The sequence below is a fragment of the Paenilisteria rustica genome (genome assembly GCF_013820765.1).
Taxonomy (GTDB): domain Bacteria; phylum Bacillota; class Bacilli; order Lactobacillales; family Listeriaceae; genus Listeria_A; species Listeria_A rustica.
In genome coordinates this window covers 53,607-75,766 of sequence record NZ_JABJVM010000014.1, presented here as the reverse complement: position 1 = coordinate 75,766, position 22,160 = coordinate 53,607, and the positions used below count along the sequence as shown (strand labels likewise).

Sequence of the window (22,160 nt, the reverse complement as noted above, 5' to 3'; positions counted from 1 at the left end):
GTTAAGCGCAACAGTTTTTTAGTTCTTAGTGATTTCTTTATTGAATTGGCGTACGACAATATTTGCGCTTTCCAGAATGAAAGGGAGGCTATTGGCAGGATGTGCCGCGCCACCTACGATTTTCATATTCTTGATGGCTGGTATTTTGTTGGGGCGAAACGGACCTAATTGTGAGAGCTGGTGTGTTAGGTTGAAAATGGCTCCTTTGTATATATGATAATCTTTTTCCCAATCATCTGGTGTGATAATTTTTTCAGTGAGGATGTGGGACTCTAAATCTGTCAAATCAAGTTTTTGCTCCATGGTTTTTAAAATAAGCTGACGCATGGCGGAACGTTCTTTTTCCCAATTAATACCATTCTCGTTGTTAGGAACGGGAACAAGGATGCGTAGTGTCGACATATCTCTGGGGGCCACCGTTTTATCGACTGCGACAGGATAAGTGATATGGATAGATAAATCGTCTGGAATGATTCCTTGGCGCATAATTTCGTCCATATGAATACGGAAATCACTTGGAAATAGGACGGTATGAACGTTCAGCGGAAGTGTTGTGTCTAAACCGAGATACATGACAAAGCCGGAACAGGAGTATTTTTTTTTGTCCAATTTTTTTAGATTAACAGGTGCTTTTGTTTGGGAGAAAAGGTGGCTCATCGTATAAGCGAAATCTGCATTTAGAAAGAAGTAATCGCCCTCCACTGTTTCGCCGCTTTCGAGTGTAATAGAAGTGATTTTTTTTGAAGCAGTATTTATTTGTTGGACGCGCTGATTCAGATGGATTTTACCGCCATTTTCCTGCACAATTTCGTTCATAGCATAGGAAAGACGATTGATGCCACCGACAATATGAAAAATACCGAAATAATGCTCGGCAAATGGTATGACGGAAAAAGCACCAGGTGTTTCCCAAGGCGACATCCCTAAAAATTTCGTTTCAAATGAAAAAGCTAAGCGCAGTCGTTTATCTTCAAAGTATTTAGCAAGCTCGTCGATTAAATGATTGCCAAGTGTGAGACTCGGAAGCGCACGTAATGTACGCAGGCGAAATAGGGACCAAAGAGATGTGAACGGCTCTTGCCACAAAGGGAGTAGGTAAATCATTTTCTTGGCATTATCGTGCATAAACCGGTCGTAATGTTCCTCCTCACCAGGAAATAGACGAGCGATTTCTTTTTTCGTTCTATCTTGGTCCGAAGAGGGGCTAAAAATAATGTCTTCTATATAGAGGCTATAAAGTGGATCTAAGGAAACAAGTTTGATATAGTCCTGAATGTTGCGGTTACAATCTGCAAATAAAGCGGTCAACACGTTTGGCATATTTAAAGCGGTAGGTCCTAAATCAAAAGAGAAACCATCTTGCTTTAAAAGTGCTGTACGCCCACCAATCTCAGCAGCTTTTTCATAAATATGTACGTCGTGACCTTGTTCAGTGAGTAGCATGGCGGCGGCTAATCCACCAGGACCAGCGCCGATGATGATAATTTTTTTTGACATTGTTGTTCACTCCAATTAGCAGTTTTGGCACAAAAAAACACGAAGGTATACAATGAACCATTTCAAAATGGAATTATAGACCTCTGTGCAAAGGGGTTGTGGAAATACGTAAGTCAGTTTTAGCTGAGCATAGTACATCTCATTATTTTTATATTACTATTTTATTTTTCGTCGCTTATTGAATGGATAATTTTGTACTTTTTGTGATTCACTACTGTTTTTTCTTCAATAGCTAGATTTTTGAAATTTTCCATTAATGTTAGGTCTACAATGACAGAGTTTTCATTTATTTTCTCAACGACACCTGTCAGACCATCTTTGAACTCGATAATGTCTCCTACTTGTGCTTTTGCCATGTTTATCACTCCCGATTCATAGAAACGTTAATAAAAGCAATTCACTAAATATAAAACTTTGTCTCCATTTTGCCTGAAAGATGGTAGGAATGCAAATGAAAGACCTTGTAAGCGTTGTGAAAATGTCTGAAATTGGTCACGTTTACCACTAAATGATAGCGTTTTTAAAGAAAATACGTTATTTCATAATAAATTTGCACCAAATAGTTGTGTCGGGTGCGAAAACATGGTAATCTTTTTAATTGAGGGATAGTCTTTTTTTGCTGAATTTTTTTTTAGTGAGAAGAGTCACAATAAAATTTCTTATATGAAGGAGAATGTAAATTATGGAACAAGCAAGCTTTGTAGTAATCGATGAAACAGGAATCCACGCACGCCCAGCAACTCTTTTAGTTCAAGCGGCAAGCAAATACAGCTCTGATGTACAAATTGAGTACACTGGCAAAAAAGTTAACCTGAAATCAATCATGGGCGTTATGTCTTTAGGTATTGGTAAAGGCGCTGACATCACAATTTACGCTGAAGGTAGCGATGAAAAAGACGCAATCGTTGGCCTAACTGAAGTTCTTAAAAAAGAAGGCTTGGCTGAGTAATGGTTAAGGAATTAAAAGGTATCGCAGCATCCGATGGTATCGCTATCGCGAAAGCTTATTTATTAGTGGAACCAGACTTGTCTTTTGACAAAACGGAAGTTGCTGATACAGAAGCTGAGGTTAAACGTTTTCAGGATGCAGTTGCAGTCTCTGGATCGGAGCTTGGCAAAATTCGTGATATCGCGAAGGAAAGCCTAGGCGAAGATAAAGCTCAAATTTTTGATGCGCATCTTTTGGTTTTAAATGATCCAGAACTTATTACACCAATTTCTGAAAATATTACAAACAATAAAGTAAACGCAGAATCTGCTTTACAAGAAACGACAGACATGTTTATTGGCATGTTTGAATCGATGGACAATGAGTACATGCGCGAGCGTGCGGCGGATATTCGTGATGTTCGCAAGCGTGTTTTATCACACCTTTTGAATGTGACAATTCCGAACCCAGCGTTAATCGATGAAGAAGTTGTTGTTGTTGCGAAAGATTTGACACCTTCTGATACGGCGCAATTGAACCGTAATTTCGTTAAAGGTTTTGTAACAGATATCGGCGGACGTACTTCTCACTCGGCAATCATGGCGCGTTCACTAGAAATTCCTGCTGTTGTAGGTACTGGTGAAATTACGCACGATACGAAGGAAGGACAAATGATTATCGTGGACGGCTTGGAAGGCAATGTTATCATTGACCCAACTGCTGACCAAATTGCTCATTATGAAAAAGTGAAATCCGATTTTGCGGCGCAACAAGCAGAATGGAATAAGCTTAAAAACGAAGCAACCGTTTCTAAAGATGGTCATCATGTGGAACTCGGCGCCAACATTGGTACGCCAGAAGATTTGACAGGTGTTATCGCGAATGGTGGAGAAGCAGTCGGACTTTACCGTACAGAATTCTTGTACATGGGCCGCGAAAACTTCCCAACCGAAGAAGAGCAATATGAAGCTTATAAAGCCGTACTTTCTGGTATGGACGGAAAAGCAGTTGTTGTTCGTACACTCGATATTGGTGGCGATAAAACGTTACCGTACCTTGATTTACCACATGAAATGAATCCGTTCCTTGGTTTCCGTGCGATTCGTTTATGTTTTGCAAATAAAGATTTATTCCGTACGCAATTACGTGCTTTATTGCGCGCAAGTGTTCACGGCAATCTAAAAATCATGTTCCCGATGATTGCTACAGTTAATGAATTCCGTCAAGCCAAAGCTCTTTTGGAAGACGCGAAAGCAGAACTTTTAGCAGAAGGTGTGGCAGTTTCTGACACAATCGAACTTGGTATTATGATTGAAATTCCAGCAGCAGCGATTCTAGCGGATCAGTTTGCGAAGGAAGTTGATTTCTTTAGTATCGGAACAAACGATTTAATCCAATATACAATGGCAGCAGACCGCATGAACGAACAGGTTTCTTACTTGTACCAACCATATAATCCTTCTATTTTACGCCTTGTGAAGATGGTAATCGACGCAGCGCATAAAGAAGGCAAATGGGCTGGTATGTGTGGCGAAATGGCTGGCGATCAAACGGCTGTACCATTACTACTTGGTATGGGCTTAGATGAGTTCTCAATGAGCGCGTCAAGCATCCTTAAATCACGTTCTCTAATCAAACGCTTAGATCGCACAGAAATGGCGAAATTAGCGGACGAAGCCTTGCAACAAGCGACAGAAGAAGATGTTGTGGCGTTAGTTAATAAATACACAGCGGAGTAATCGGGTCAGCAAACCGACAAACGATCATCTGCGTCGGTCCGCTGACAGTTTGGTGGATCAGAAATGATTTGCGTGGAAATATGAATGCCCGGGGATGATTCCTCGGGTTTTTTGTTTGTGTTGGACATGAAGAGGACTGATTAGAGCATGCTAAAAACGAACTCGTAAGACCTATCATGATGCCCCTTACCGCCGCAGCCGTTGCAATTTGCATTTTTCTTCAGCCAGAGGTAAACTTTGTTCTATAGACGAAATGTTTGTATAGAGGAGGAATTTCGGAATGAAGAAAATTGGTTTTGTTGGTGTGGGCGTTATGGGCGCGAGTATGGTTCAGAACTTGATGAAGGCTGGCTTTGAGGTACATATTTATACGAGGACGAAATCAAAGGCGGATGCGGTTATTCAGGCTGGTGCGATTTGGTATGATACGCCGCAAGCTTTGGCGCCGAATGTGGACGTACTTATAACGATGGTTGGTTATCCGACAGATGTCGAGCAGCTTTATTTGGCGGAGGATGGATTTTTGGCGACGCTTCGTTCTGGGGCTTTTGCGATCGACATGACGACTTCTTCGCCGAATCTTGCTAAGCAAATTGCGGAAGAGGGCAAGGCGGCTGGGATTGCGGTGCTTGATGCGCCTGTTTCTGGTGGTGATATTGGTGCCAAAAATGGAACGCTTACCATTATGGTCGGTGGGGAAGAACAGGATTTTTCAGCGGTCGAGTCGGTTTTGAAAGCGATGGGGCAAAGCGTTATCTTACAAGGGGCTCCGGGGGCTGGCCAGCATACGAAAATGGTGAACCAAATTGCGATTGCTTCAAACATGATTGGTGTGACTGAAGCGATTGTATACGCGAAAAAAGCGGGGCTGGATCCTGAAAAAGTTTTGGCATCGATATCGGGTGGTGCGGCAGGAAGTTGGTCGTTATCGAACTTGATTCCGCGGGTGCTACAAGATGATTTTTCGCCAGGGTTCTTCATCAAACATTTCATCAAAGATATGCGAATCGCGTTAGATGAGGCGAAACAAATGGGGCTTGAGCTACCGGGGCTAACCATGGCAGAACAGATGTATCAGCAATTGGCGGAGGCTGGATTTGCTGAAAATGGAACACAAGCATTGATTAAATACTACGAAAAATAAATCAAAAAAGCTCTGTGCGTAACGCGAAATATGGCGTCATGTACAGAGCTTTTGTTATGCGTATTTTTCCATGAATGTATGCATCCGATCCATTGCTTCGGCTAGTTGGCTAAACGAAGCGGCAAATGAAAGTCGGAAGTAACGGTCGCCTTTTTCTGAAAAAGCAGATCCAGGAACGACGGCTACTTTGGCAACTTCTGCAAGTTCAATGGCCCAGTCAAATGAATTTTCTAGGACTGAATCGGGTAGTTTTGCAAAGAAGTAGAAGGCGCCATCGGGTTCGACGATTGAAAAGCCCATTTTAGTGAGACGATCTTGAACAAAACCGGCGCGTGTATTGTATTCAGTACGCATTTGGACGGCATCATCTTTACCGCGTAGCAACGCCTCTTCAGCGGCCTTCTGAGAGATTGAGGAGGCACATGTTACGGAATATTGGTGAACCTTAATCATTTGGCTTGTAATCGCTTCAGGAGCCATTAAAAAGCCGATGCGCCAACCAATCATCGCGTGAGACTTAGAAAGCCCATTGATAACAATGGTTTGGTCGCGAATAATCGTTGCAATCGAGGTATGTGTTCCAAAGAAAGTCAGTTCACTATAGATCTCGTCTGCAATAACAAAAATACCCGTTTCGCGAACAACCTCTGCAATCTGCTCTAACTCTTCAAGCGTCAACGTAACACCTGTAGGATTAGAAGGATATGGCAAAATTAGCGCCTTCGTTTTTGGCGTAATGGCTGCACGCAATTGTTCCGCAGTCAATTTGAAAGCCGTCTCAGTCGTATCGATTTTGATAGCTTTAGCCTCCATCAAGTGAATCAATGGCTCATATCCAGGGTAAATCGGATCCGGCAACAAGACCTCATCCCCAACCTCCAAAATGGTTTGTAGCGCCACATTAATCGCTTCCGTCGCACCAACCGTCACAATAATTTCGCTCGTACTATAGGACAAATCGTATTTATCCCGAAAATAAACAGAAGCTGCCTCTAAAAGTTCTGGTGTGCCAGCGTTTGGCGTATAATTTGTAAAATCATTGTTAATCGCTTCGATAGCAGCTTGTTTCACGTGCTCAGGCGTTGGAAAATCAGGCTCGCCAAGCGTTAACTTAATCATATCTGGAATCCCAGCAACTCGGGTATTAAATTTCCGAATACCGCTAATTTCAATTTCTTGAACAGACTGTCTTAACTGTTTTGACATGGATAGACTCCCTTTCTATAGCAATTTATCACGGTTAGAATCCAATTTTTAGTTTAGCGGAAATATGGGGAGGCATTCTCATAAAACGCGGATTTTTTGAGAGGATCTGGCTTTACGCCAGTGTAGTTCTCGAGTGTTGATTTAGCGTGTGATAGAGACATTCTAACTTGGTTCGTTGTTTTAATAGGCTGCATAATCCCGAGGTGTGGTAGGTCTTTCATATCTTGTTTTTGCGGTGGAAGATGAAACAGAAAACCGTGGCAATCAATAAGAAGGTTAGAATGTTGGTAGGACTTTTTCGGATTGTTTGAAAATTGTAGACCTAGCTTTTTAGCGTGGCCTTCTTGTATTAGTTTCTCAATCGCGGCTTTCTTCAATTGATAAAGATAGCGCGGATCGATTGCGGCTTTGCTATGGCGATTGACAATAAAGATCGCTTCAGCAATTTTTTTGCTCGCATAATTCATTGTATCCCTCCTTTCCAGTTATAACTAATTATACCGGAAAACGCGTGGAGAAAAAAGGGAAAATGGCGAAAAAAATCAAAAAAATCGTAAATGTGTCGGCTATTTTTCCCATTTCGTTCAATTATGCAACATTTCTTGAATTATCGGACAACTTTTTTTCGAGAAGACTTGTATTCTGTTAAAAATTCGAGTATACTATCAATAATGATAATCATTTTCAATTAGAAGGTGATGTTAACGTTTTGGAAGGGGCTTGATGGAAATTGAATAAAACAGGCAAAGTAGAATCATTTTATTTCCCGACAAAAGACGGGATGTTGAAATTGCATGTATATGGTTTTAATCCAGTTGGTTCCTGGGGCGAAGTTTACACGACCCTGAATGAGCAAACAGTATGCGTGAAAGGTTTTCACCGTCAAAAAACAATTATGCGTTCAGTGAAAATGATGCTGGATACGAATATAAATAAAAATAAGAAACAAGGTTAGATTTTAGAGAATAAACCGTGATGTTGAGGGAAGGTGCCCTTGATTTCGCGGTTTTTTTGTAGTTTGGAGGAAAAATAGGTTTCAAGGAACGAGATAGGAGGAAAGCAGTAATATGGAGTCGAGAATTATTTGTTTATTATAAATTTTACAGAACGCTTGCTAAATAGGTGTAAGGTGCGATAAAATCTGTTAGTACGGTTTAAAACAAATGATAATCGGTGGTTGAATAGAGAGGAGAATGTACAATGTCTCAGTTATTGGGAATTATTCAACGTTTACAAGCAATGCAAGAGGATGACACGTCGGATACGCAATCGCGCAGATTCGAAAAAGATGGAGAGCCGTTGTGTGAAGTACGATATTTCCACGCTTCAAATTCTTATGAAATTGAAATTTACGGAGATAAAAACAAGTATCAATTCGATGATATTGATATGACAACACTTGAAATCTTCGAAATCCTACAGTAAGCGACGAATACGAAACAAGACTAGTCTCCAATGAAAAAGTGAATAGTAACGGAAAGATTACCAAAGACGACAAACTCTGTTGCTTTTGGTAATCTTTTTGTCTGAAAAGCTGAAACGGCTCGTCCAGCTCCGAAAAAAACTGGAGCGGCCGCAGTAAAAAGCCGTGTTTGCTTTTTATGGAGGGCGTGAAGTTTTCGAGGAGCTAGCCGTTTCAGCTGGATCTGGAAACGATGATAAGTCAAAACACGGAGCGTTCCCACAAACGAGATAGCCCGAGCATGAAGAAACTCATAACAGAAAACAGAAAACCAAACCCTCTATACATGGCTTTAAGCTAATAATTTGAACGAGCAAACCCTCCTTTGTTCTGTACGGAGGCCACGAAAATTCCGAGAGGCTGGCAAAAAGGAAGGCAGCTTCATTTCATTCAACTGCATATTGAGGTTCTAAAAAAGCCAAAAACGCTTTTCAAGAACCACAACAAAGCTGGATCTAGTCGAAAAGCTGAAACAGCCCGTTTAGCCTCGACAGAAATTGTTAGGGGGCGCAGTGAAAACCCTCCTTTGGTTTTTGCGGAGGCCACGAAATTTCCGAGAGGCTGGCTGTTTCAGCTGGATCTGGAAACGATGATAAGTCAAAACACGGAGCGTTCCCGCAAACGAGATAGCCCGAGCATGAAGAAACTCAAACCCAAAAGCTAAAAACCAAACCCTCTACACATGCCTCTGTACTAATAATGTGAACGAGTTTTGTTCTGTGCGGAGGCCACGAAAATTCCACGAGACTGGCAAAAAAGGAAGACAGTTTCATTTCATTCAACAGCCTATTAAGGTTCTAAAAAACCAAAAACCACATAAGATATAGAAGCCCACTCCTACACCCAGATTCACACAAATTAAATCAGCGCAAACCCTCTTTCCAATTCGCAATCACCCCTCCCAAATACCCTCATTCCCAGCCCCATTTCTTTTGAAACACCTTTCTTTATGGTAAAATAGACATGAACAGGTTTGAACAATGCTCTTTTGGGATAAATACACAAGGGATTTAGAATAGCCATCGCTATGACTAAAGGTTGGAAGTCAACTTTCAAACACGCCAATAAAGAACAGAGATGAGGGAGATTTAGATGATCTCTAGTAGACTAGGAAATTTTTTGAATGATAAATTAGAAAATTATATTATATCCGCCGAAAAAGTAGCGCATGTCCAAATGGGCAATAATTTAGAGCATGCCTTACTAGTTTTGACGAAATGCGGGTATTCGGTTATTCCCGTCCTTGATTTTGAATTTAAGTTACACGGATTGATTAGTTCCGCGATGATAACGGATTCGATCCTTGGCTTGGAGCGCATTGAATATGAGCGTTTAGAGGAGTTAAAAGTAGAAAGTGTGATGCAGACGAAGATTCCAGTTTTGACGAATTCGCACGATATCGAGAAAATCGTGAAGCTACTCGTTGACAATCCATTTGTCTGTGTGGTTGACGAAGCAGGTATTTTTGAAGGTATTATTACGAGGCATGTCATTTTAAAGCAAGTACAGCGGTATATTCACGAGTAGATAGGAGCGAGTCGATTGATTGTCACAGAGTATGAATTATTGGTTTGCTTAGCGGCAGAACTTAATATGCGAAAAAGTGCTGAGAAACTATTTCTGTCACAACCAGCGCTCTCTCAACGCTTGCAAACGATTGAAAGTAGATGGGAAACCAAGATATTTCTGCGCACACAAAAGGGCTTATTGCTGACTCCAGAAGGTGAGGCGATCGTCCAGCATGCAGAGCGTGTCATTGAGCGAGAACGGCAAATTCAGGAACGTTTAGAGGCGCAAGACGGAATTGTCCGTGGAACGCTAAAAATCGCCTGTGCTAGCATTGTAGCGCAAATGTGGCTACCTCGCGTGTTGAAGCAATTCATCGAGGCGTACCCAGATGTGCATATTTCTGTCGTCACTGGCTGGAGTAGTGAGATTCATCAGGCGCTCGTCGACGGATCAGCGCATGTTGGAATCGTTCGCGGAAATGTAGCTTGGAAAAGTATCCAAAAACCGCTTTTTCAAGATAAGCTGTTCTTGGTGGATAAAGAAATCACGCGTTTAGATGAAGTGTTGGATTCCGAACGGCCGTTTGTCCAATTCCAAAGTGACTCGAATTATTATCAGGTGATTCAGGATTATTGGCAACGCAATTTTGGCAAGATGCCACGTCAGGCGATGGTGATGGATCAAATCGAGACGTGTCGCCAAATGGCTTTTAACGGTATTGGTTTTGCGATTCTGCCAGAGGTGACTTTGATTGGGGCAAGCGAGGATATTAATAAGATTCCGCTCGTCGATAAGTCAGGTGAAATTTTAAGTCGAGATACGTCGTTGATTGGCTATGAACAGTCACTCGCGCTGCCACAAGTGAAGGCGTTTCTCGAAATTGTAGATAAATATCTTGAAACTCACTACTAGCTGTGGCACTATTAGATGGAGGCACATATTTGAAAGGGGTTTTTCATTCATGAAACAAATGGACGCGCATCAGATTATTTCATTCATTCAAAATAGTAAGAAGGCTACACCAGTCAAGGTTTACGTTAAAGGAGACCTTGCGAATATTACATTCCCGGAAGATATTAAAACGTTTATCACGGGAGAAGCTGGAACGATTTTCGGCGAATGGGCGGTTGTTAGTGAACTGCTTGAGGCGAATAAAGATAAATTAGTAGACTATGTCGTGGAAAATGATCGTCGTAACTCAGCGATTCCATTACTTGATATGAAAAATATTAACGCACGAATCGAGCCAGGCGCAGTGATTCGCGATCAAGTGGAGATTGGCGATAATGCGGTTATCATGATGGGCGCGAGTATTAATATTGGCGCTGTGATCGGTGACGGTACGATGATTGATATGAACGTTGTACTTGGCGGTCGCGCAACTGTAGGTAAGAACTGCCACGTTGGCGCTGGATCGGTTCTAGCAGGCGTTGTAGAGCCACCATCCGCGCAACCAGTTCTTGTAGAAGACGATGTTGTGATTGGTGCAAATGTCGTGGTTCTTGAAGGTGTACGCGTTGGAAAAGGCGCTGTTGTTGCAGCTGGCGCGATTGTGACGAAAGATGTAGCTCCATACACGGTTGTTGCGGGTATTCCTGCAAAAGAAATCAAGAAAATTGATGCGAAAACACAATCTAAAACAGAAATTATGCAAGAACTTCGCGAATTATAAGAATTGATTCGGCGTTTATTTTTGGCGAAAGTGTGAGCTTTTGCTAGAAATAAGCGCCTTTTTAGGAGGAAATAATAATGACAGAATTAAATCCGTTTATAAAACTTCGTCGGGAACTACATCTGATTCCTGAGGTAGGCTATGAAGAATTCAAAACGCAACAATTTCTACTAGATTACATAGCAACACTGCCACAAGAAAATTTGCAAATAAAAACATGGCGCACAGGGATTCTAGTCCGAGTTGCAGGGACAGCGCCAACGAAAACGATTGGTTACCGCACAGATATCGACGCTTTGCCGATTACAGAAGAAACCGGATTAGCGTTTAAAAGCCTCCATCCTGGGAAGATGCATGCGTGCGGTCACGATTGCCACATGAGTATTGCGCTTGGCCTCTTGACCCATTTTTCCAGCACACCGCTGCGTGATAATCTCCTTTTCGTATTCCAGCCAGCAGAAGAAGGACCAGGTGGCGCGAAACCGATTATGGAAAGCGCTGAATTCAAGGCGTGGTGGCCAGATACCATGTTCGGGCTTCACATTGCACCCGAATACAAAGCTGGTCAAATTGCGGTTAAACCAGGCCTCCTTTTTGCAAACACATCGGAGTTATTCATTTCGTTCAAAGGAAAAGGCGGGCACGCGGCATATCCTCACTTGGCGAATGACATGGTCGTGGCAGCGAGCGCTTTTGTCGGCCAGATGCAGACGATTATCAGCCGTAATATCGATCCATTAGACGCGGCGGTTATTACAATCGGCCAAATCCGAGGCGGTGAAGTGCAGAATGTTATCGCCGAAGAAGCCTATTTAGACGGCACAATTCGTACACTTTCTAAGGAAACAATGGAAATCGTGTGGACGCGGCTCAAGCAACTTGCAAAAGGTTGGGAAGAAGCCTACCAATGCGAGGTGAACTTTATCCCAGGTTCTGATTACGTCGAGGTAGATAATGACGAAACCGAAACGCTCAAGTTCATTGACTACCTACAAAAAAATCATCCAGAAAGCTATGTCGCGTGTAAAGAAGCAATGACAGGCGAGGACTTCGGCTACTTCCTTGAAAAAATTCCAGGCTTCATGTTCTGGCTCGGCGTTGATTCAGAATATAGCTTGCATCATTCGAAATTAAATCCAGACGAAGCGGCAATTCCATTCGCGATTGACGTTTTGACTGGGTATTTAGAAAGTATATAAAAAATCCACATCTTTCCTAAAATTTAGGCGAGATGTGGATTTTCTTATTTTCCTGGTTCCAAAGGTGCTAAGTATGATAACGGAAGTTCAATCTGATTACGAACAAGTTCTTCGCGAATATCCTTCAACAAATTACGCTGCACTTCAAATTGTTCCCCGTTCACCGCTTTTCCCATCACTCGAATGACGGTGTTTGTCGCGCTCACTTCCTGAACGCCAAGAACAGTCGGGCCATCCACGATATTTTTATTCATGGCTTTTTCCTGCTCGCAAACCCGTTTAATAATGGTCATCGCTTGCTCGGCATCAGCGGTTGGTGCAATTCGAATATCCACTAAAATGCGCATGTTTCCTCGCGAATGGTTACTAACAATCATGATTTGACGGTTAGGAATAAAATGAAGCGTCCCGTCAAAATCACGAACCTGCGTCGTCCGTAAACCAAGCGTCTCGACATTTCCATTCACTTGCTCAAGCGTAATGCTATCACCAACATCGAGTTGCCGTTCCAACAGAATAAAGAATCCTGTCACAACATCACTCACGAGCCCTTGTGCACCAAAAGCGATAGCTAAACTAGCGACCCCAGCACTCGCAATAATGGCCGTCACATTAATGAAATTCTGCAAAATAAGGATGGCAAATGTGAAAAACATAATATAGCCGAAAACATTCAAGACTAAACCTTCTAGCGTCTTAGCCCGGCTCTCTGAAACCATTTGCTGTGAGCGGTATTTCCGGAAGAAACTCCGAATCAACTTACGCCCAATCCAACTGAAAATAAAATATAGGATGATCAAAATTATCACGCTTATTATTTTTGAAACGGAGTCTAACCAAATTTTATCCCAATCAATGCCCTCGAACCATCGCGTTATAAATCCCAAGTAGGTCACTTCCTTTACTAAATAAAGACTTAGTACCATTCTAACAAAGAGAAACGAAATAAAAAAGTCCCACGAAAATGAAATCGTGAGACTTGGTGGAAAAAAGGTCTATTTGATCGTTACTGCAACGCGTTTAATTTCTTTATATTGTGCATCTACATAAACGACTTCTGCTACATCTGTTTTGCTCTTGATTAATCCGAAAATACCTTTTAGTGTATATGTTTTATCCGCAGCGTTTAGGTCGGCTTGTTTGACAACAACTCCATTGACCCAAAGGCGAACTTTCGAAGTACCTTGACCGTATGAACCACCTAGCGTATTCTGACCGATGAAATAGTTATCTACGGAGAACGTGTTGTCATACGAATCTGAACCAGGAAGGCTAACGGTTTTACGATTCAATTCTTTGTATTGTGAATCAACAGCAACGACTTCTACTTTATCAAGTGGGCTCGTAATGAAGCGATCTGCATTTGCAAATTCGAATGTGCCGTTTGCGTTTGTTGTGGCTTGAGTTACTACTTTGTCATTAACCCAAAGGCGAATTTTAGCGATATCTTTACCAAATGTACCTGCGATTTTCGTGTCACCTGTGTTGAATTTGTTCACTGTTAGGGCGTTGTCGAATGTGGATGTTCCTGTTACAGTGACAGTTTTACGATTGACTTCGGCATATTTGCTATCTACGGCAACGACTTCTACTTTATCACCGATTAGTTTGATGAAACTGCCAGCTGTTGGGAATGAGTATGTGCCATCAGCCTTTACCACACCTTGGACGGCTACAGCACCGTTAATCCAAAGGCGAACTTTAGAAACATCTTTACCAACTGTACCTGTCAACGTCGTATCGCCCATTTTGAATGCGTTAGTAGTTAGCGAATAATCGATATTTTGTGTTACTTTTGTCGAAGCAGTGGCCGTTTTATTGTTGCTTGCTTTTGTGACAGTGGCTGTGATGGTTGCGTTAGCTGCTTGTTTCGCAATGCTGATTTCAAAAGTACCGTCCGCTTTCACTGTGCCACTACCGATTGTAGCTGTGCCATTTTTGATAGTAACAGGGGCGTTAGGTTCACCTGTACCTGTTACTTTGATGGAATCTGTTGATAGTGCCGCGATTGTAGTTGGTGCGATGACGTTGAAAAAATCTTGTGCTTTTTGAAGATCTGCATTTAAATCAGCGCGTTCAGGAAGTGTGCGTGATAGAGCGTCTACTTTTACTTTTGCAGCATCGATCATGGCTTGCGTAGTATCGTTTTTAAGCTTACTATTTGTTGGTGCGTCTGCGAATAGCGCATTAACACTATCAGTTGCTTGTGTTAATGGATTTCCAGCGTTTAGCTCAGTTTGTGCTTTATTAATATCCGCTTGAAGATCGGTTTTCTTAGCTGAATCTGGAAGAGCATCGACTTTCGCTTTAGCTGCATCGATATCAGTTTGGGAAAGATCGGCTTTAATACCTTTAGATGTATCTCCATTGATAAATAGTGAGTCTACAGAAGCTTCGGCATTTTTTTCACTAATTCCAGTACCATCTTTTTCATTTAGCTCATTTTGCGCTTTGTCTAGTTCTGCTTGCAGGTCTGCTTTTTGTGTGGCATCTGTAATTGTATTGATTACTGTTTGAGCTTTATCAATATCGGCTTGGGATAAATCTTCTCTAATACCTTTGGAAGAGTCGCCGTCTGTAAATAAGGAGTCAACAGCATTGGTCGCGTCTACCGATATCTCTTTCGTAAAGTTAGATAGTTGACAATTGAAAGTACCACTGTAAACACTATAGGAATATTGGATATACTTAACATCTTTAGCATCTGGTAGTATGTTAGCCCTAAAAGGAGCAGAAACGCCATCGGAGATCAAAGAGGGTGTATCCATCAAACCTATAAATTTGTGGTTAGCATCGAAGAAATACAAACGTGATCTTAGGTAAAAATTAGCGGGTAAAAGATTGTTGCTTGGTAAATTATACATATGGGTTATATAATCCTTAGTAACATCAAAATTTTTGTCCCAAGTAAAATTCATAGAAACTGCGAACTGCTGTTCTACCCGGTTAATTCTGTTGTTAAGTGAATTTTTCTCTGTAGTAGTGATGTCTGAGCAATTGTTTAATTTAGTTCGCGCTTCATCAATCATGGCTTGTGTCGTTGATTCTTTAAGGTATTCATATGATGTACCTGTGAAAGAAACTTTGTTAAAGAGCCCTGCAACTGCTTCTCGTACTTCTGTAATCGACGTTGGTGCAACTGTTTCAGCTTGTGTTCCTATCGGTAATGTCGTAATCACTGTGCTTGCCAATACGTTTGTTGCTAAAATCACTGCTGCTACTTTTTTAATATTCTTATTCATGTTTTTTAATTCCTCCAAGTTTGTACACCCAATAAGGTGTTTGTTTTTTTGAAAAATACATTCAATATTCATAATGTTGAAAAAATATGATAGAGCAAAATCTGGTCAATAAATTTCCTTTCTCTAAAATATGTTATTCCCATTTTGTTTTAGTTGTGCGGTAAAGTGATACGTTTAGGTTGGCTAATTTTGTGTCTCGCATACCTTACTCATAAAGAATACCATGCTTTACAGGTATAAAAAACACAGGATTTCCGCATTTTGAAAGAAAGAAGTGTACACTTTGTGAATGTTCATTTATATTCAAACGATGAAGTTATGTTGTTATTATGACTATACTTATAGAATAAAGTTGGTTTCCCTATACCTTCGACTACCTACAAAAAAATCATCCAGAAAGTTATGTTGTGTGTAAAGTAACATTAATAGATGAAAATAAATAAGGTTTCTATCCGAATTATTGGATAGAAACCTTATTTATTTGGCTTCGCTCTGATTTATGCAAAAAATGCTTAGTTTTTCAGCAGCCTCCGTTTAGATCGGCTTGTTTGATAACAACATGGTTAGAATATTTGCTTATTTTGTTGTTCTTTTGATGTATTTATAATGGCACATATTCTACCGCATGCATTACTTCTATCTCACTAATTTTAACACCTCGGTATGTACTTAAAAAAACGCCATCCACGAATGGAAAAGGCGCTTTTTCATGTCTAATTAAATGTGGCTTATTTTACTGTGACTGTGATGCGTTTGACTTCTTTATAACCTGCGTCACTTGCTACAATTTCTACTAAATGTGTACCATCTTTTACGGATCCGTCTACTCCGTTTAGTGTAAAGATGCCGTTATTGAGAGATGCTGTTTTTACATTGACTCCATCAATGGCTAGTCTCACGAAAGAGATATCTTTGCCGTAGCTTCCTGTGATTGTTTTATCACCAATGAGGTACGACGCTTTATCCATTGTTAAATTGTAATCTTTGATGACTGGATTGTTCTGTACGCTAATCGTCTTGCGATTTACTTCTTTGTATTGGGAATCAACTGCGACTACCTCTACAACGTCTGTTGTTTGCTTAATAAAATCGGCAATGCCATTTAAGCTGTAGTTACCAGCTGTTGTTACGGCTTGTTTGACTACTACGCCATTCACAAACAAGCGGACTTTTGCTACATTAGAGCCATACGTACCTATGATATTGCTTGTGTTGCTGTTTAACAGGTATACGGATGGTGCTGTTAAGGCGTTATCCAATGTGCTAAACCCTGTCGTTGGAACAGTGACGCGATTGACCTCATTGTATTGAGCATTGACACCAACTACCTCTACTTTATCGTCTTTGCTTGTGATGAAGCTTGCGATATCGCTCACGGTGAACATACTACCATTGGTTGTCGCTTGCTTCACTAAGGTGCCATTCACCCATAGACGGACTTTGCTGATATCTTTTCCGAAAGTTCCAGTTAGGTTTGCATCGCCTTTAGTGTAGGTTTTAGGTGTTAGACTTGTATCAAGAATGGAGGCACCTTTAGTTACGACTGTTTTGCGTGCTACTTCTTTGTACGCGGCATTGACACCAACGACTTCTACTTTATCTGTGCTTAATTTCACCCAAGAAGGGACATTTATGATGCTATACGTACCATCTGCATTCGTCGTCGCTTGGCCAACAACTGTATCGTTTACCCAAAGGCGGACTTTGGATACGTCCTTGCCGTATTTCCCAGTGATAGTTGTGCCACCGAGAGTATAATCATTGGCAGTTAGGTTGTAATCATAGACGGGATCTCCGGTTACTTTTACGGTCACTCGTGCGCGTTCTACGTATCCACTATCGACGCCAACCACTTCGACTTTATCGGTTGGTTTTGTGATGAATTTAGCGATATTCGCAAATGTGTAGTTCCCGTTGCTTGTTGTACCTTGAACAATCAGTGTGCCATTCACAAACAGACGAACTTTCGCGATATTGGCACCATAAGTTCCTGTCAATGATGTATCACCGGTTTTGTAATCTTTGGCTGTTAGTTTGTAATCTTTGGCGATGGCAACGACGATTGTGCTTGCGCTAGCTGTTTTACCATTCGATGCTTTTGTTACCGTTGCGGTAATTGTTGCTAGTGCTGGTTGTTTCGAAATCGTGAAGTTATAGTTACCGTCACTGCCGACTTTACCAGAAGCGATAGTTGTCGCACCATTTTGGATGACAATCGTGCTGTTTGGTTCGCCGTTTCCAGATACATTTGTGCTATCTGTTGTTAGACCACCAATTGTTGTTGGTGCGATTCGATTGAATTGCGTATTGGCTTTAGCTACATCGGTAACTAAACCTGTTTTTTCTGGTGTTGTGGCTGGCAATGCATCGACTTTGGCTTTCGCTGCGTCAATCATCGCTTGGGTTGTACTATCTTTCAAGACGGAATTCGTTGGTGCATCCGCGAACAGTGCGTTTACACTTGCTGTTGCATCGTCTACGGCTTTTTTCGTATTAAGTTCGTTTTGCGCCTTATCTACCAACACTTGCAGTTCTGCGCGTTTCGTTGGATCTGTCACTGTGTTGACTTTCGCTTGCGCCGCAACAACTTTGGCTTGATCTGTTGTTGGCTTGATGTGGTTCGCTGAGTTATCATTGATGAAAAGATCGTTGACCGCTACAGTTGCCGCGGCTTCACGTGCTTTTTCTGTGTTTGCTGCATCTAGTTCTGCTTGTGCTTTCGCGATTTCAGCGTTAAGATCTGCTTTCACGGCTAGATCTGTGACTTTATCTACTTTTGCTTTCGCAGCGTCAATTGCGACTTGATCTGTTGTTGGTTTGATATGATTTGCTGGGTTGTTGTCAATGAATAACGCGTCAATGGCTGCTTTCGCTTCATCATTAATAACATTACTATTTTTTTCATTTAGCTCTGTTTGTGCTTTGTCTAGTTCTGTTTGAAGGTCTTCTTTTTGTGTAGCATCTGTAATTGTATTGATTACTGTTTGAGCTTTATCAATATCGGCTTGGGATAAATCTTCTCTAATACCTTTGGAAGAGTCTCCGTCAATAAATAAAGAATCAACAGCATTAGCCGCGTCTACTGATATCTCTTTCGTAAAGTTAGATAGTTGACAATTGAAAGTACCACTGTAAACACTATAGGAATATTGGATATATTTAACATCTTTAGCGTTTGGTAGTATGTCAGGTCTAAAAGGAGCAGAAACGCCATCGGAGATCAAAGAGGTTGTACTCATCAAACCTATATTATTGTGGTTAGCATCGAAGAAATACAAACGTGATCTTAGGTAAAAATTAGCGGGTAAAAGATTGTTGCTTGGTAAATTATATATATGGGTTATATTATCCTTAGTAACATCAAAATTTTTGTCCAAAGTGAAATTCATAGAAACTGCTAACTGCTGTTCTACCAAGTTAATTCTGTTGTTAAGTGAATTTTTTTCTGTAGGAGTGATATCTGAACAATTGTTTAATTTAGTTCGTGCTTCATTAATCATGGCTTGTGTTGTTGATTCTTTGAGGTATTCATATGATGTATTGTCTGGGAAAGAAACTTTATTAAAAAGCCCTGCAACGGCTTCTCTTACTTCTGTAATCGATGTCGGTGCAACCGTTGCAGCTTGTGTTCCTACCGGTAATGTTGAGATGATTGTGCTTGCCAATACGTTTGTTGCTAAAATGACAGTTGCTACTTTTTTAATATTCTTATTCATGTTTTTTAATTCCTCCAAGTTTGTACACCCAATATGGTGTTTGTTTTTTTACTTAACCTAAAAATAGTTTAATGTTCTTAATTTTCAAAAATAAAATAGCGAAAAAATATTGTCACGAAATTTCCTTCCTCTAAAATATGCCATTCCATTCTGTGTTAACTATGCTGTAAGTGATGCGTTTAGATTGACTAATGTTTATGTCTCGCATACCTTACCCATAAAGAATACCATGCTTTTCATGTAGAAAAAACACAGGATTTCCGCATTTTAAAAGAAAAAAGTGTCCATTTTGTGAATGTTGATTTATATTTGAACGATGAAATTATGTACTTAATACGATTATACTTATAGAATAAAGTTGGTTTCCCTATACCTTCTTGAAAATCTAGGTTACAATAGGTATGACTTATTTTTTTAGGAGGAATAGCAGATGTTTAAAAAAATGTTTAAAAAAGATAAAGAGGAAGCCGTTGTAGCACCTGCAACAGGCCAATTTGTGAAATTAGAAGATGTTCCAGATCCAGTTTTTAACCAAAAGATGATGGGGGAAGGAATTGCGGTAAAACCTTCGAATGGAACGATTGTAGCGCCTGTATCGGGTGAAATCATCCAAGTGGCAGATACAAAACATGCTTTTGGAATTCGTTCAGAACTTGGTCAAGAAATTCTGGTTCATATTGGTTTGGAAACAGTGGCGCTTAAAGGCGAGGGATTCAATGTTTTGGTATCTCTTGGCGATAAAGTGAAGGCTGGACAACCAATTGTGGAAGCTGATCTTGATTTTATCGAGAAGAATGCGAGCAGTACGGTGATTCCTGTTGTTGTGACGAATAGCATGGAAAATAAATTTGATTTCGACTGGTCAAATGTAACAGATGTTGTTGCGGGCGAGACGGTTGTATTTGAATCGAAAACAAAATAACTAGGAGAGAGGCATTGTTTCGTAATTTTTGCGGGATGATGCTTTTCGTTTCTTTTGAGAGATATTTAAGCTAAAATATAGATAACTACATAAATGAATAGAATAAAGGAGTGAAGTGGCGTGGTACTAGAGGTTATTGTGGAGAATATTCGGGAGGCATCGCAGGCGGAGCATTTTGGCGTGGACCGGTTGGAGGTTGTTTCGGCGATTAGTGAGGGTGGTTTGACGCCGAGTTATGGTGTTGTGAAGCAAATTACGGAGAATATTAGGGTTCCGGCGATGATTATGATTCGGCCGCATAGCCATTCGTTTTGTTATGATGATTATGATATCGCGATTATGCAGGAGGATATTATGATGGCCTCGGAGCTTGGTGCTGCTGGTATTGTTTTCGGAGCGCTTACGAAATCTGGCGAAATTGATCGTGATTTATTGGAAAACGTAATCGATTGGAAGGGTGATCTGGATTTGACGTTCCATCGGGCGATTGAGGATGCGCGCGATATTGACCAAGCCTACGCGGTACTTCGCGAGTATGGCAATAATATCACGCAAGTTTTGACGTCAGGTGGCGGTGTGAAGGCGACGGACACGATCGATCGGTTGCAAAAATGGGTCGCGGATAGCCAGGCGGACATGACTTCGTTTGAAATTTTGGTCGGGAGTGGAGTGACGGCTGATAATATTGGCTTGTTGCACGAGAAACTTCATAATACGCAATACCATGTTGGTGGTGGCGCGCGGCTGGATGGCGATTTTAGTAAAGGGCTTGATGCCGCTAAAATTAAGGCCTTACAGGAAGCTATAAAATAAGTTTGAGAGTCGAATCTATTTTTTTCGTTTGGAGCGAGAAAGGAAGGTTCGGCTTTTTCGCGAAATAGGCTGTACCGACTTCGCCATTTAAGCTATAATAAGAAAAGAATAACTAATGAGGTGGAAAAGTTGATAAATATGATTGGAACGGCGCAAACGATGACCGTTATTGAAAAAGAAGAAGAATTTTATATACTTGAAAAACGCGGAGAAAAAGTGAAGTTACCGTTTACGAATGCGGGGAATTTGGAGCTTGCGATAGGCGATACGGAAACCGTGTTTATTTATCGTGATTATGATCATGAAATCGTGGCGACAACTGTGATACCTAAGGCGCAAGTGGGGCATTACGCGTGGGGAACGGTGACGGAAGTTCGGAAGGATCTCGGTGTTTTTGTTGATATCGGTATTCCTAAAGACGTCGTTGTTTCGATGGATGACATGCCAGCGCTGAACCATTTATGGCCGAAAAAAGGGGACCGTTTAATGATCGCGCTTCGTGTGGATGAGAAGGAACGTATTTGGGGTGTTTTGGGCGAGGAACATGAGTTCAAGGAAATCGCGACTAGAGCAACGCAAGATATGTTCAATCAAAACGTGACGGGAACGGTGTATCGCTTGCTAAAAGTGGGGACATTTGTGATCACGGAGGATCTTCATATTGGATTTATCCATGAGACGGAACGTACGTCGGAACCGCGTTTAGGGCAAAAATTAGACGGACGTGTTATCGCTGTGAAACCAGATGGCACACTGAATTTATCGTTACGAGGACGCGTACATGAGGTGCTGAGTGATGATGCGGAGATGATTTTGACTTATCTGCGGAGCGTTGGCGGTAAAATGGCATTTTGGGATAAATCAGAACCCGACGCGATTCGTGCGAAATTTGGCGTCAGTAAGGCGCAGTTCAAACGTGCTCTCGGGACTCTAATGAAGGAACGTCGTATTAAACAAGAAGATGGCTTTACCTATTTGCTCGAGAATGAGGACGCGACGGAATCTGGAAACTAAGACTTAAGGTGGAGATATAGTTCCAGCTACAGCGGCTGTTTTGATGGTGCTTCACTATTTATAATGGAAACAGAAGATAATATTCTAGTGACCCGTT

General features: G+C 41.2%; 19 protein-coding genes and 1 pseudogene. 13 read left to right on the top strand and 7 right to left on the bottom strand.

Translation table 11 applies throughout. From position 1 onward, the window contains the following. Positions 1 to 18: 18 nt before the first annotated feature. Both HPK16_RS12565 and HPK16_RS12560 read right to left on the bottom strand, forming a co-directional pair. Positions 19 to 1,497: a phytoene desaturase family protein gene (locus tag HPK16_RS12565; RefSeq protein WP_181677287.1), complete on the bottom strand. Its 1,479-nt coding sequence runs from the start codon at positions 1,495 to 1,497 to the stop codon at positions 19 to 21. Positions 1,498 to 1,658: 161 nt separating this feature from the next. Then, complete coding sequence (locus HPK16_RS12560) at positions 1,659 to 1,853, bottom strand: YkvS family protein (protein ID WP_181677286.1); 195 nt, start codon at positions 1,851 to 1,853, stop codon at positions 1,659 to 1,661. A gap of 326 nt (positions 1,854 to 2,179) precedes the next feature. Between HPK16_RS12560 and HPK16_RS12555 the strand changes: the two genes are divergently transcribed. The 3 genes from HPK16_RS12555 (at position 2,180) to HPK16_RS12545 (ending at position 5,308) form a co-directional block, all read left to right on the top strand. Next, positions 2,180 to 2,446 (top strand): phosphocarrier protein HPr, encoded by a 267-nt coding sequence (locus tag HPK16_RS12555; protein ID WP_036058844.1) that lies wholly within the window; start codon positions 2,180 to 2,182, stop codon positions 2,444 to 2,446. Next, positions 2,446 to 4,164, top strand: coding sequence for a phosphoenolpyruvate--protein phosphotransferase (ptsP, locus tag HPK16_RS12550; protein ID WP_181677285.1), 1,719 nt, complete (start codon positions 2,446 to 2,448; stop codon positions 4,162 to 4,164). The genes HPK16_RS12555 and ptsP overlap by 1 nt, the downstream gene beginning before the upstream one ends. A 280-nt stretch (positions 4,165 to 4,444) precedes the next feature. Next, positions 4,445 to 5,308 (top strand): NAD(P)-dependent oxidoreductase, encoded by an 864-nt coding sequence (locus HPK16_RS12545; protein ID WP_181677284.1) that lies wholly within the window; start codon positions 4,445 to 4,447, stop codon positions 5,306 to 5,308. A 54-nt stretch (positions 5,309 to 5,362) separates the two neighbouring features. Here HPK16_RS12545 and HPK16_RS12540 read toward each other — a convergent pair whose 3' ends face one another. Then, positions 5,363 to 6,514, bottom strand: a complete 1,152-nt coding sequence (locus HPK16_RS12540; protein WP_181677283.1) for an aminotransferase class I/II-fold pyridoxal phosphate-dependent enzyme — start codon at positions 6,512 to 6,514, stop codon at positions 5,363 to 5,365. Positions 6,515 to 6,567: 53 nt separating this feature from the next. Beyond that, positions 6,568 to 6,981, bottom strand: a complete 414-nt coding sequence (locus tag HPK16_RS12535) for a YkyB family protein (RefSeq protein ID WP_181677282.1) — start codon at positions 6,979 to 6,981, stop codon at positions 6,568 to 6,570. 263 nt (positions 6,982 to 7,244) lie between these two features. Here HPK16_RS12535 and HPK16_RS12530 point away from each other — a divergent pair, with 263 nt between their 5' ends. From HPK16_RS12530 to HPK16_RS12505, 6 genes are all read left to right on the top strand, one after another. Further along, the gene (locus tag HPK16_RS12530; protein WP_181677281.1) at positions 7,245 to 7,469 is read left to right on the top strand and encodes a hypothetical protein; all 225 of its coding nucleotides are present in this window, start codon (positions 7,245 to 7,247) and stop codon (positions 7,467 to 7,469) included. Between the two features lie 245 nt (positions 7,470 to 7,714). Beyond that, positions 7,715 to 7,939: a YkuJ family protein gene (locus tag HPK16_RS12525; RefSeq protein WP_181677280.1), complete on the top strand. Its 225-nt coding sequence runs from the start codon at positions 7,715 to 7,717 to the stop codon at positions 7,937 to 7,939. A gap of 1,129 nt (positions 7,940 to 9,068) precedes the next feature. Beyond that, on the top strand, positions 9,069 to 9,503 hold the full coding sequence (cbpB, locus tag HPK16_RS12520; RefSeq protein ID WP_181677279.1) for a cyclic-di-AMP-binding protein CbpB: 435 nt from the start codon (positions 9,069 to 9,071) through the stop codon (positions 9,501 to 9,503). Between the two features lie 15 nt (positions 9,504 to 9,518). Next, positions 9,519 to 10,397 carry a transcriptional regulator CcpC gene (ccpC, locus tag HPK16_RS12515; protein ID WP_181677278.1) on the top strand — a complete coding sequence of 293 codons (879 nt, stop codon included), beginning with the start codon at positions 9,519 to 9,521 and terminating at the stop codon, positions 10,395 to 10,397. A gap of 49 nt (positions 10,398 to 10,446) precedes the next feature. After that, on the top strand, positions 10,447 to 11,157 hold the full coding sequence (gene dapD, locus HPK16_RS12510; protein WP_181677277.1) for a 2,3,4,5-tetrahydropyridine-2,6-dicarboxylate N-acetyltransferase: 711 nt from the start codon (positions 10,447 to 10,449) through the stop codon (positions 11,155 to 11,157). Between the two features lie 77 nt (positions 11,158 to 11,234). After that, entirely contained in the window at positions 11,235 to 12,356 is a 1,122-nt protein-coding gene (locus HPK16_RS12505; protein WP_181677276.1) for an N-acetyldiaminopimelate deacetylase, read from the top strand. A gap of 44 nt (positions 12,357 to 12,400) precedes the next feature. Here HPK16_RS12505 and HPK16_RS12500 read toward each other — a convergent pair whose 3' ends face one another. The 3 genes from HPK16_RS12500 to HPK16_RS12490 all read right to left on the bottom strand — a co-directional run bounded on the left by HPK16_RS12500 (position 12,401) and on the right by HPK16_RS12490 (position 19,314). Continuing rightward, positions 12,401 to 13,282 carry a mechanosensitive ion channel family protein gene (locus HPK16_RS12500; RefSeq protein WP_246369417.1) on the bottom strand — a complete coding sequence of 294 codons (882 nt, stop codon included), beginning with the start codon at positions 13,280 to 13,282 and terminating at the stop codon, positions 12,401 to 12,403. A 69-nt stretch (positions 13,283 to 13,351) separates the two neighbouring features. Continuing rightward, complete coding sequence (locus HPK16_RS12495) at positions 13,352 to 15,598, bottom strand: toxin Cry1Ac domain D-VI-related protein (protein ID WP_181677274.1); 2,247 nt, start codon at positions 15,596 to 15,598, stop codon at positions 13,352 to 13,354. A gap of 728 nt (positions 15,599 to 16,326) precedes the next feature. Next, positions 16,327 to 19,314 (bottom strand): toxin Cry1Ac domain D-VI-related protein, encoded by a 2,988-nt coding sequence (locus HPK16_RS12490; protein ID WP_181677273.1) that lies wholly within the window; start codon positions 19,312 to 19,314, stop codon positions 16,327 to 16,329. Between the two features lie 430 nt (positions 19,315 to 19,744). Between HPK16_RS12490 and HPK16_RS12485 the strand changes: the two genes are divergently transcribed. The 4 genes and pseudogenes from HPK16_RS12485 to HPK16_RS12475 all read left to right on the top strand — a co-directional run bounded on the left by HPK16_RS12485 (position 19,745) and on the right by HPK16_RS12475 (position 22,063). Next, positions 19,745 to 20,236: a PTS sugar transporter subunit IIA gene (locus HPK16_RS12485; protein ID WP_181677272.1), complete on the top strand. Its 492-nt coding sequence runs from the start codon at positions 19,745 to 19,747 to the stop codon at positions 20,234 to 20,236. A 120-nt stretch (positions 20,237 to 20,356) separates the two neighbouring features. Continuing rightward, entirely contained in the window at positions 20,357 to 21,049 is a 693-nt protein-coding gene (locus HPK16_RS12480; protein WP_181677271.1) for a copper homeostasis protein CutC, read from the top strand. Positions 21,050 to 21,154: 105 nt separating this feature from the next. Further along, positions 21,155 to 21,358, top strand: a pseudogene (locus HPK16_RS17210) (S1-like domain-containing RNA-binding protein); the annotation flags it as partial. Then, positions 21,359 to 22,063, top strand: coding sequence for a CvfB family protein (locus HPK16_RS12475; RefSeq protein WP_425487937.1), 705 nt, complete (start codon positions 21,359 to 21,361; stop codon positions 22,061 to 22,063). Positions 22,064 to 22,160 lie beyond the last annotated feature (97 nt).

Excerpts from the sequence above, each read along its gene's own strand:
- HPK16_RS12545 (WP_181677284.1), top strand. The coding sequence starts at position 4,445 with ATGAAGAAAATTGGTTTTGTTGGTGTGGGCGTTATGGGCGCGAGTATG.
- HPK16_RS12505 (WP_181677276.1), top strand. The coding sequence starts at position 11,235 with ATGACAGAATTAAATCCGTTTATAAAACTTCGTCGGGAACTACATCTG.
- HPK16_RS12540 (WP_181677283.1), bottom strand. The coding sequence starts at position 6,514 with ATGTCAAAACAGTTAAGACAGTCTGTTCAAGAAATTGAAATTAGCGGT.
- ptsP (WP_181677285.1), top strand. The coding sequence starts at position 2,446 with ATGGTTAAGGAATTAAAAGGTATCGCAGCATCCGATGGTATCGCTATC.
- HPK16_RS12555 (WP_036058844.1), top strand. The coding sequence starts at position 2,180 with ATGGAACAAGCAAGCTTTGTAGTAATCGATGAAACAGGAATCCACGCA.
- HPK16_RS12495 (WP_181677274.1), bottom strand. The coding sequence starts at position 15,598 with ATGAATAAGAATATTAAAAAAGTAGCAGCAGTGATTTTAGCAACAAAC.
- HPK16_RS12485 (WP_181677272.1), top strand. The coding sequence starts at position 19,745 with ATGTTTAAAAAAATGTTTAAAAAAGATAAAGAGGAAGCCGTTGTAGCA.
- HPK16_RS12500 (WP_246369417.1), bottom strand. The coding sequence starts at position 13,282 with ATGGTACTAAGTCTTTATTTAGTAAAGGAAGTGACCTACTTGGGATTT.
- HPK16_RS12565 (WP_181677287.1), bottom strand. The coding sequence starts at position 1,497 with ATGTCAAAAAAAATTATCATCATCGGCGCTGGTCCTGGTGGATTAGCC.
- cbpB (WP_181677279.1), top strand. The coding sequence starts at position 9,069 with ATGATCTCTAGTAGACTAGGAAATTTTTTGAATGATAAATTAGAAAAT.
- HPK16_RS12525 (WP_181677280.1), top strand. The coding sequence starts at position 7,715 with ATGTCTCAGTTATTGGGAATTATTCAACGTTTACAAGCAATGCAAGAG.
- HPK16_RS12535 (WP_181677282.1), bottom strand. The coding sequence starts at position 6,981 with ATGAATTATGCGAGCAAAAAAATTGCTGAAGCGATCTTTATTGTCAAT.
- dapD (WP_181677277.1), top strand. The coding sequence starts at position 10,447 with ATGAAACAAATGGACGCGCATCAGATTATTTCATTCATTCAAAATAGT.
- HPK16_RS12560 (WP_181677286.1), bottom strand. The coding sequence starts at position 1,853 with ATGGCAAAAGCACAAGTAGGAGACATTATCGAGTTCAAAGATGGTCTG.
- HPK16_RS12490 (WP_181677273.1), bottom strand. The coding sequence starts at position 19,314 with ATGAATAAGAATATTAAAAAAGTAGCAACTGTCATTTTAGCAACAAAC.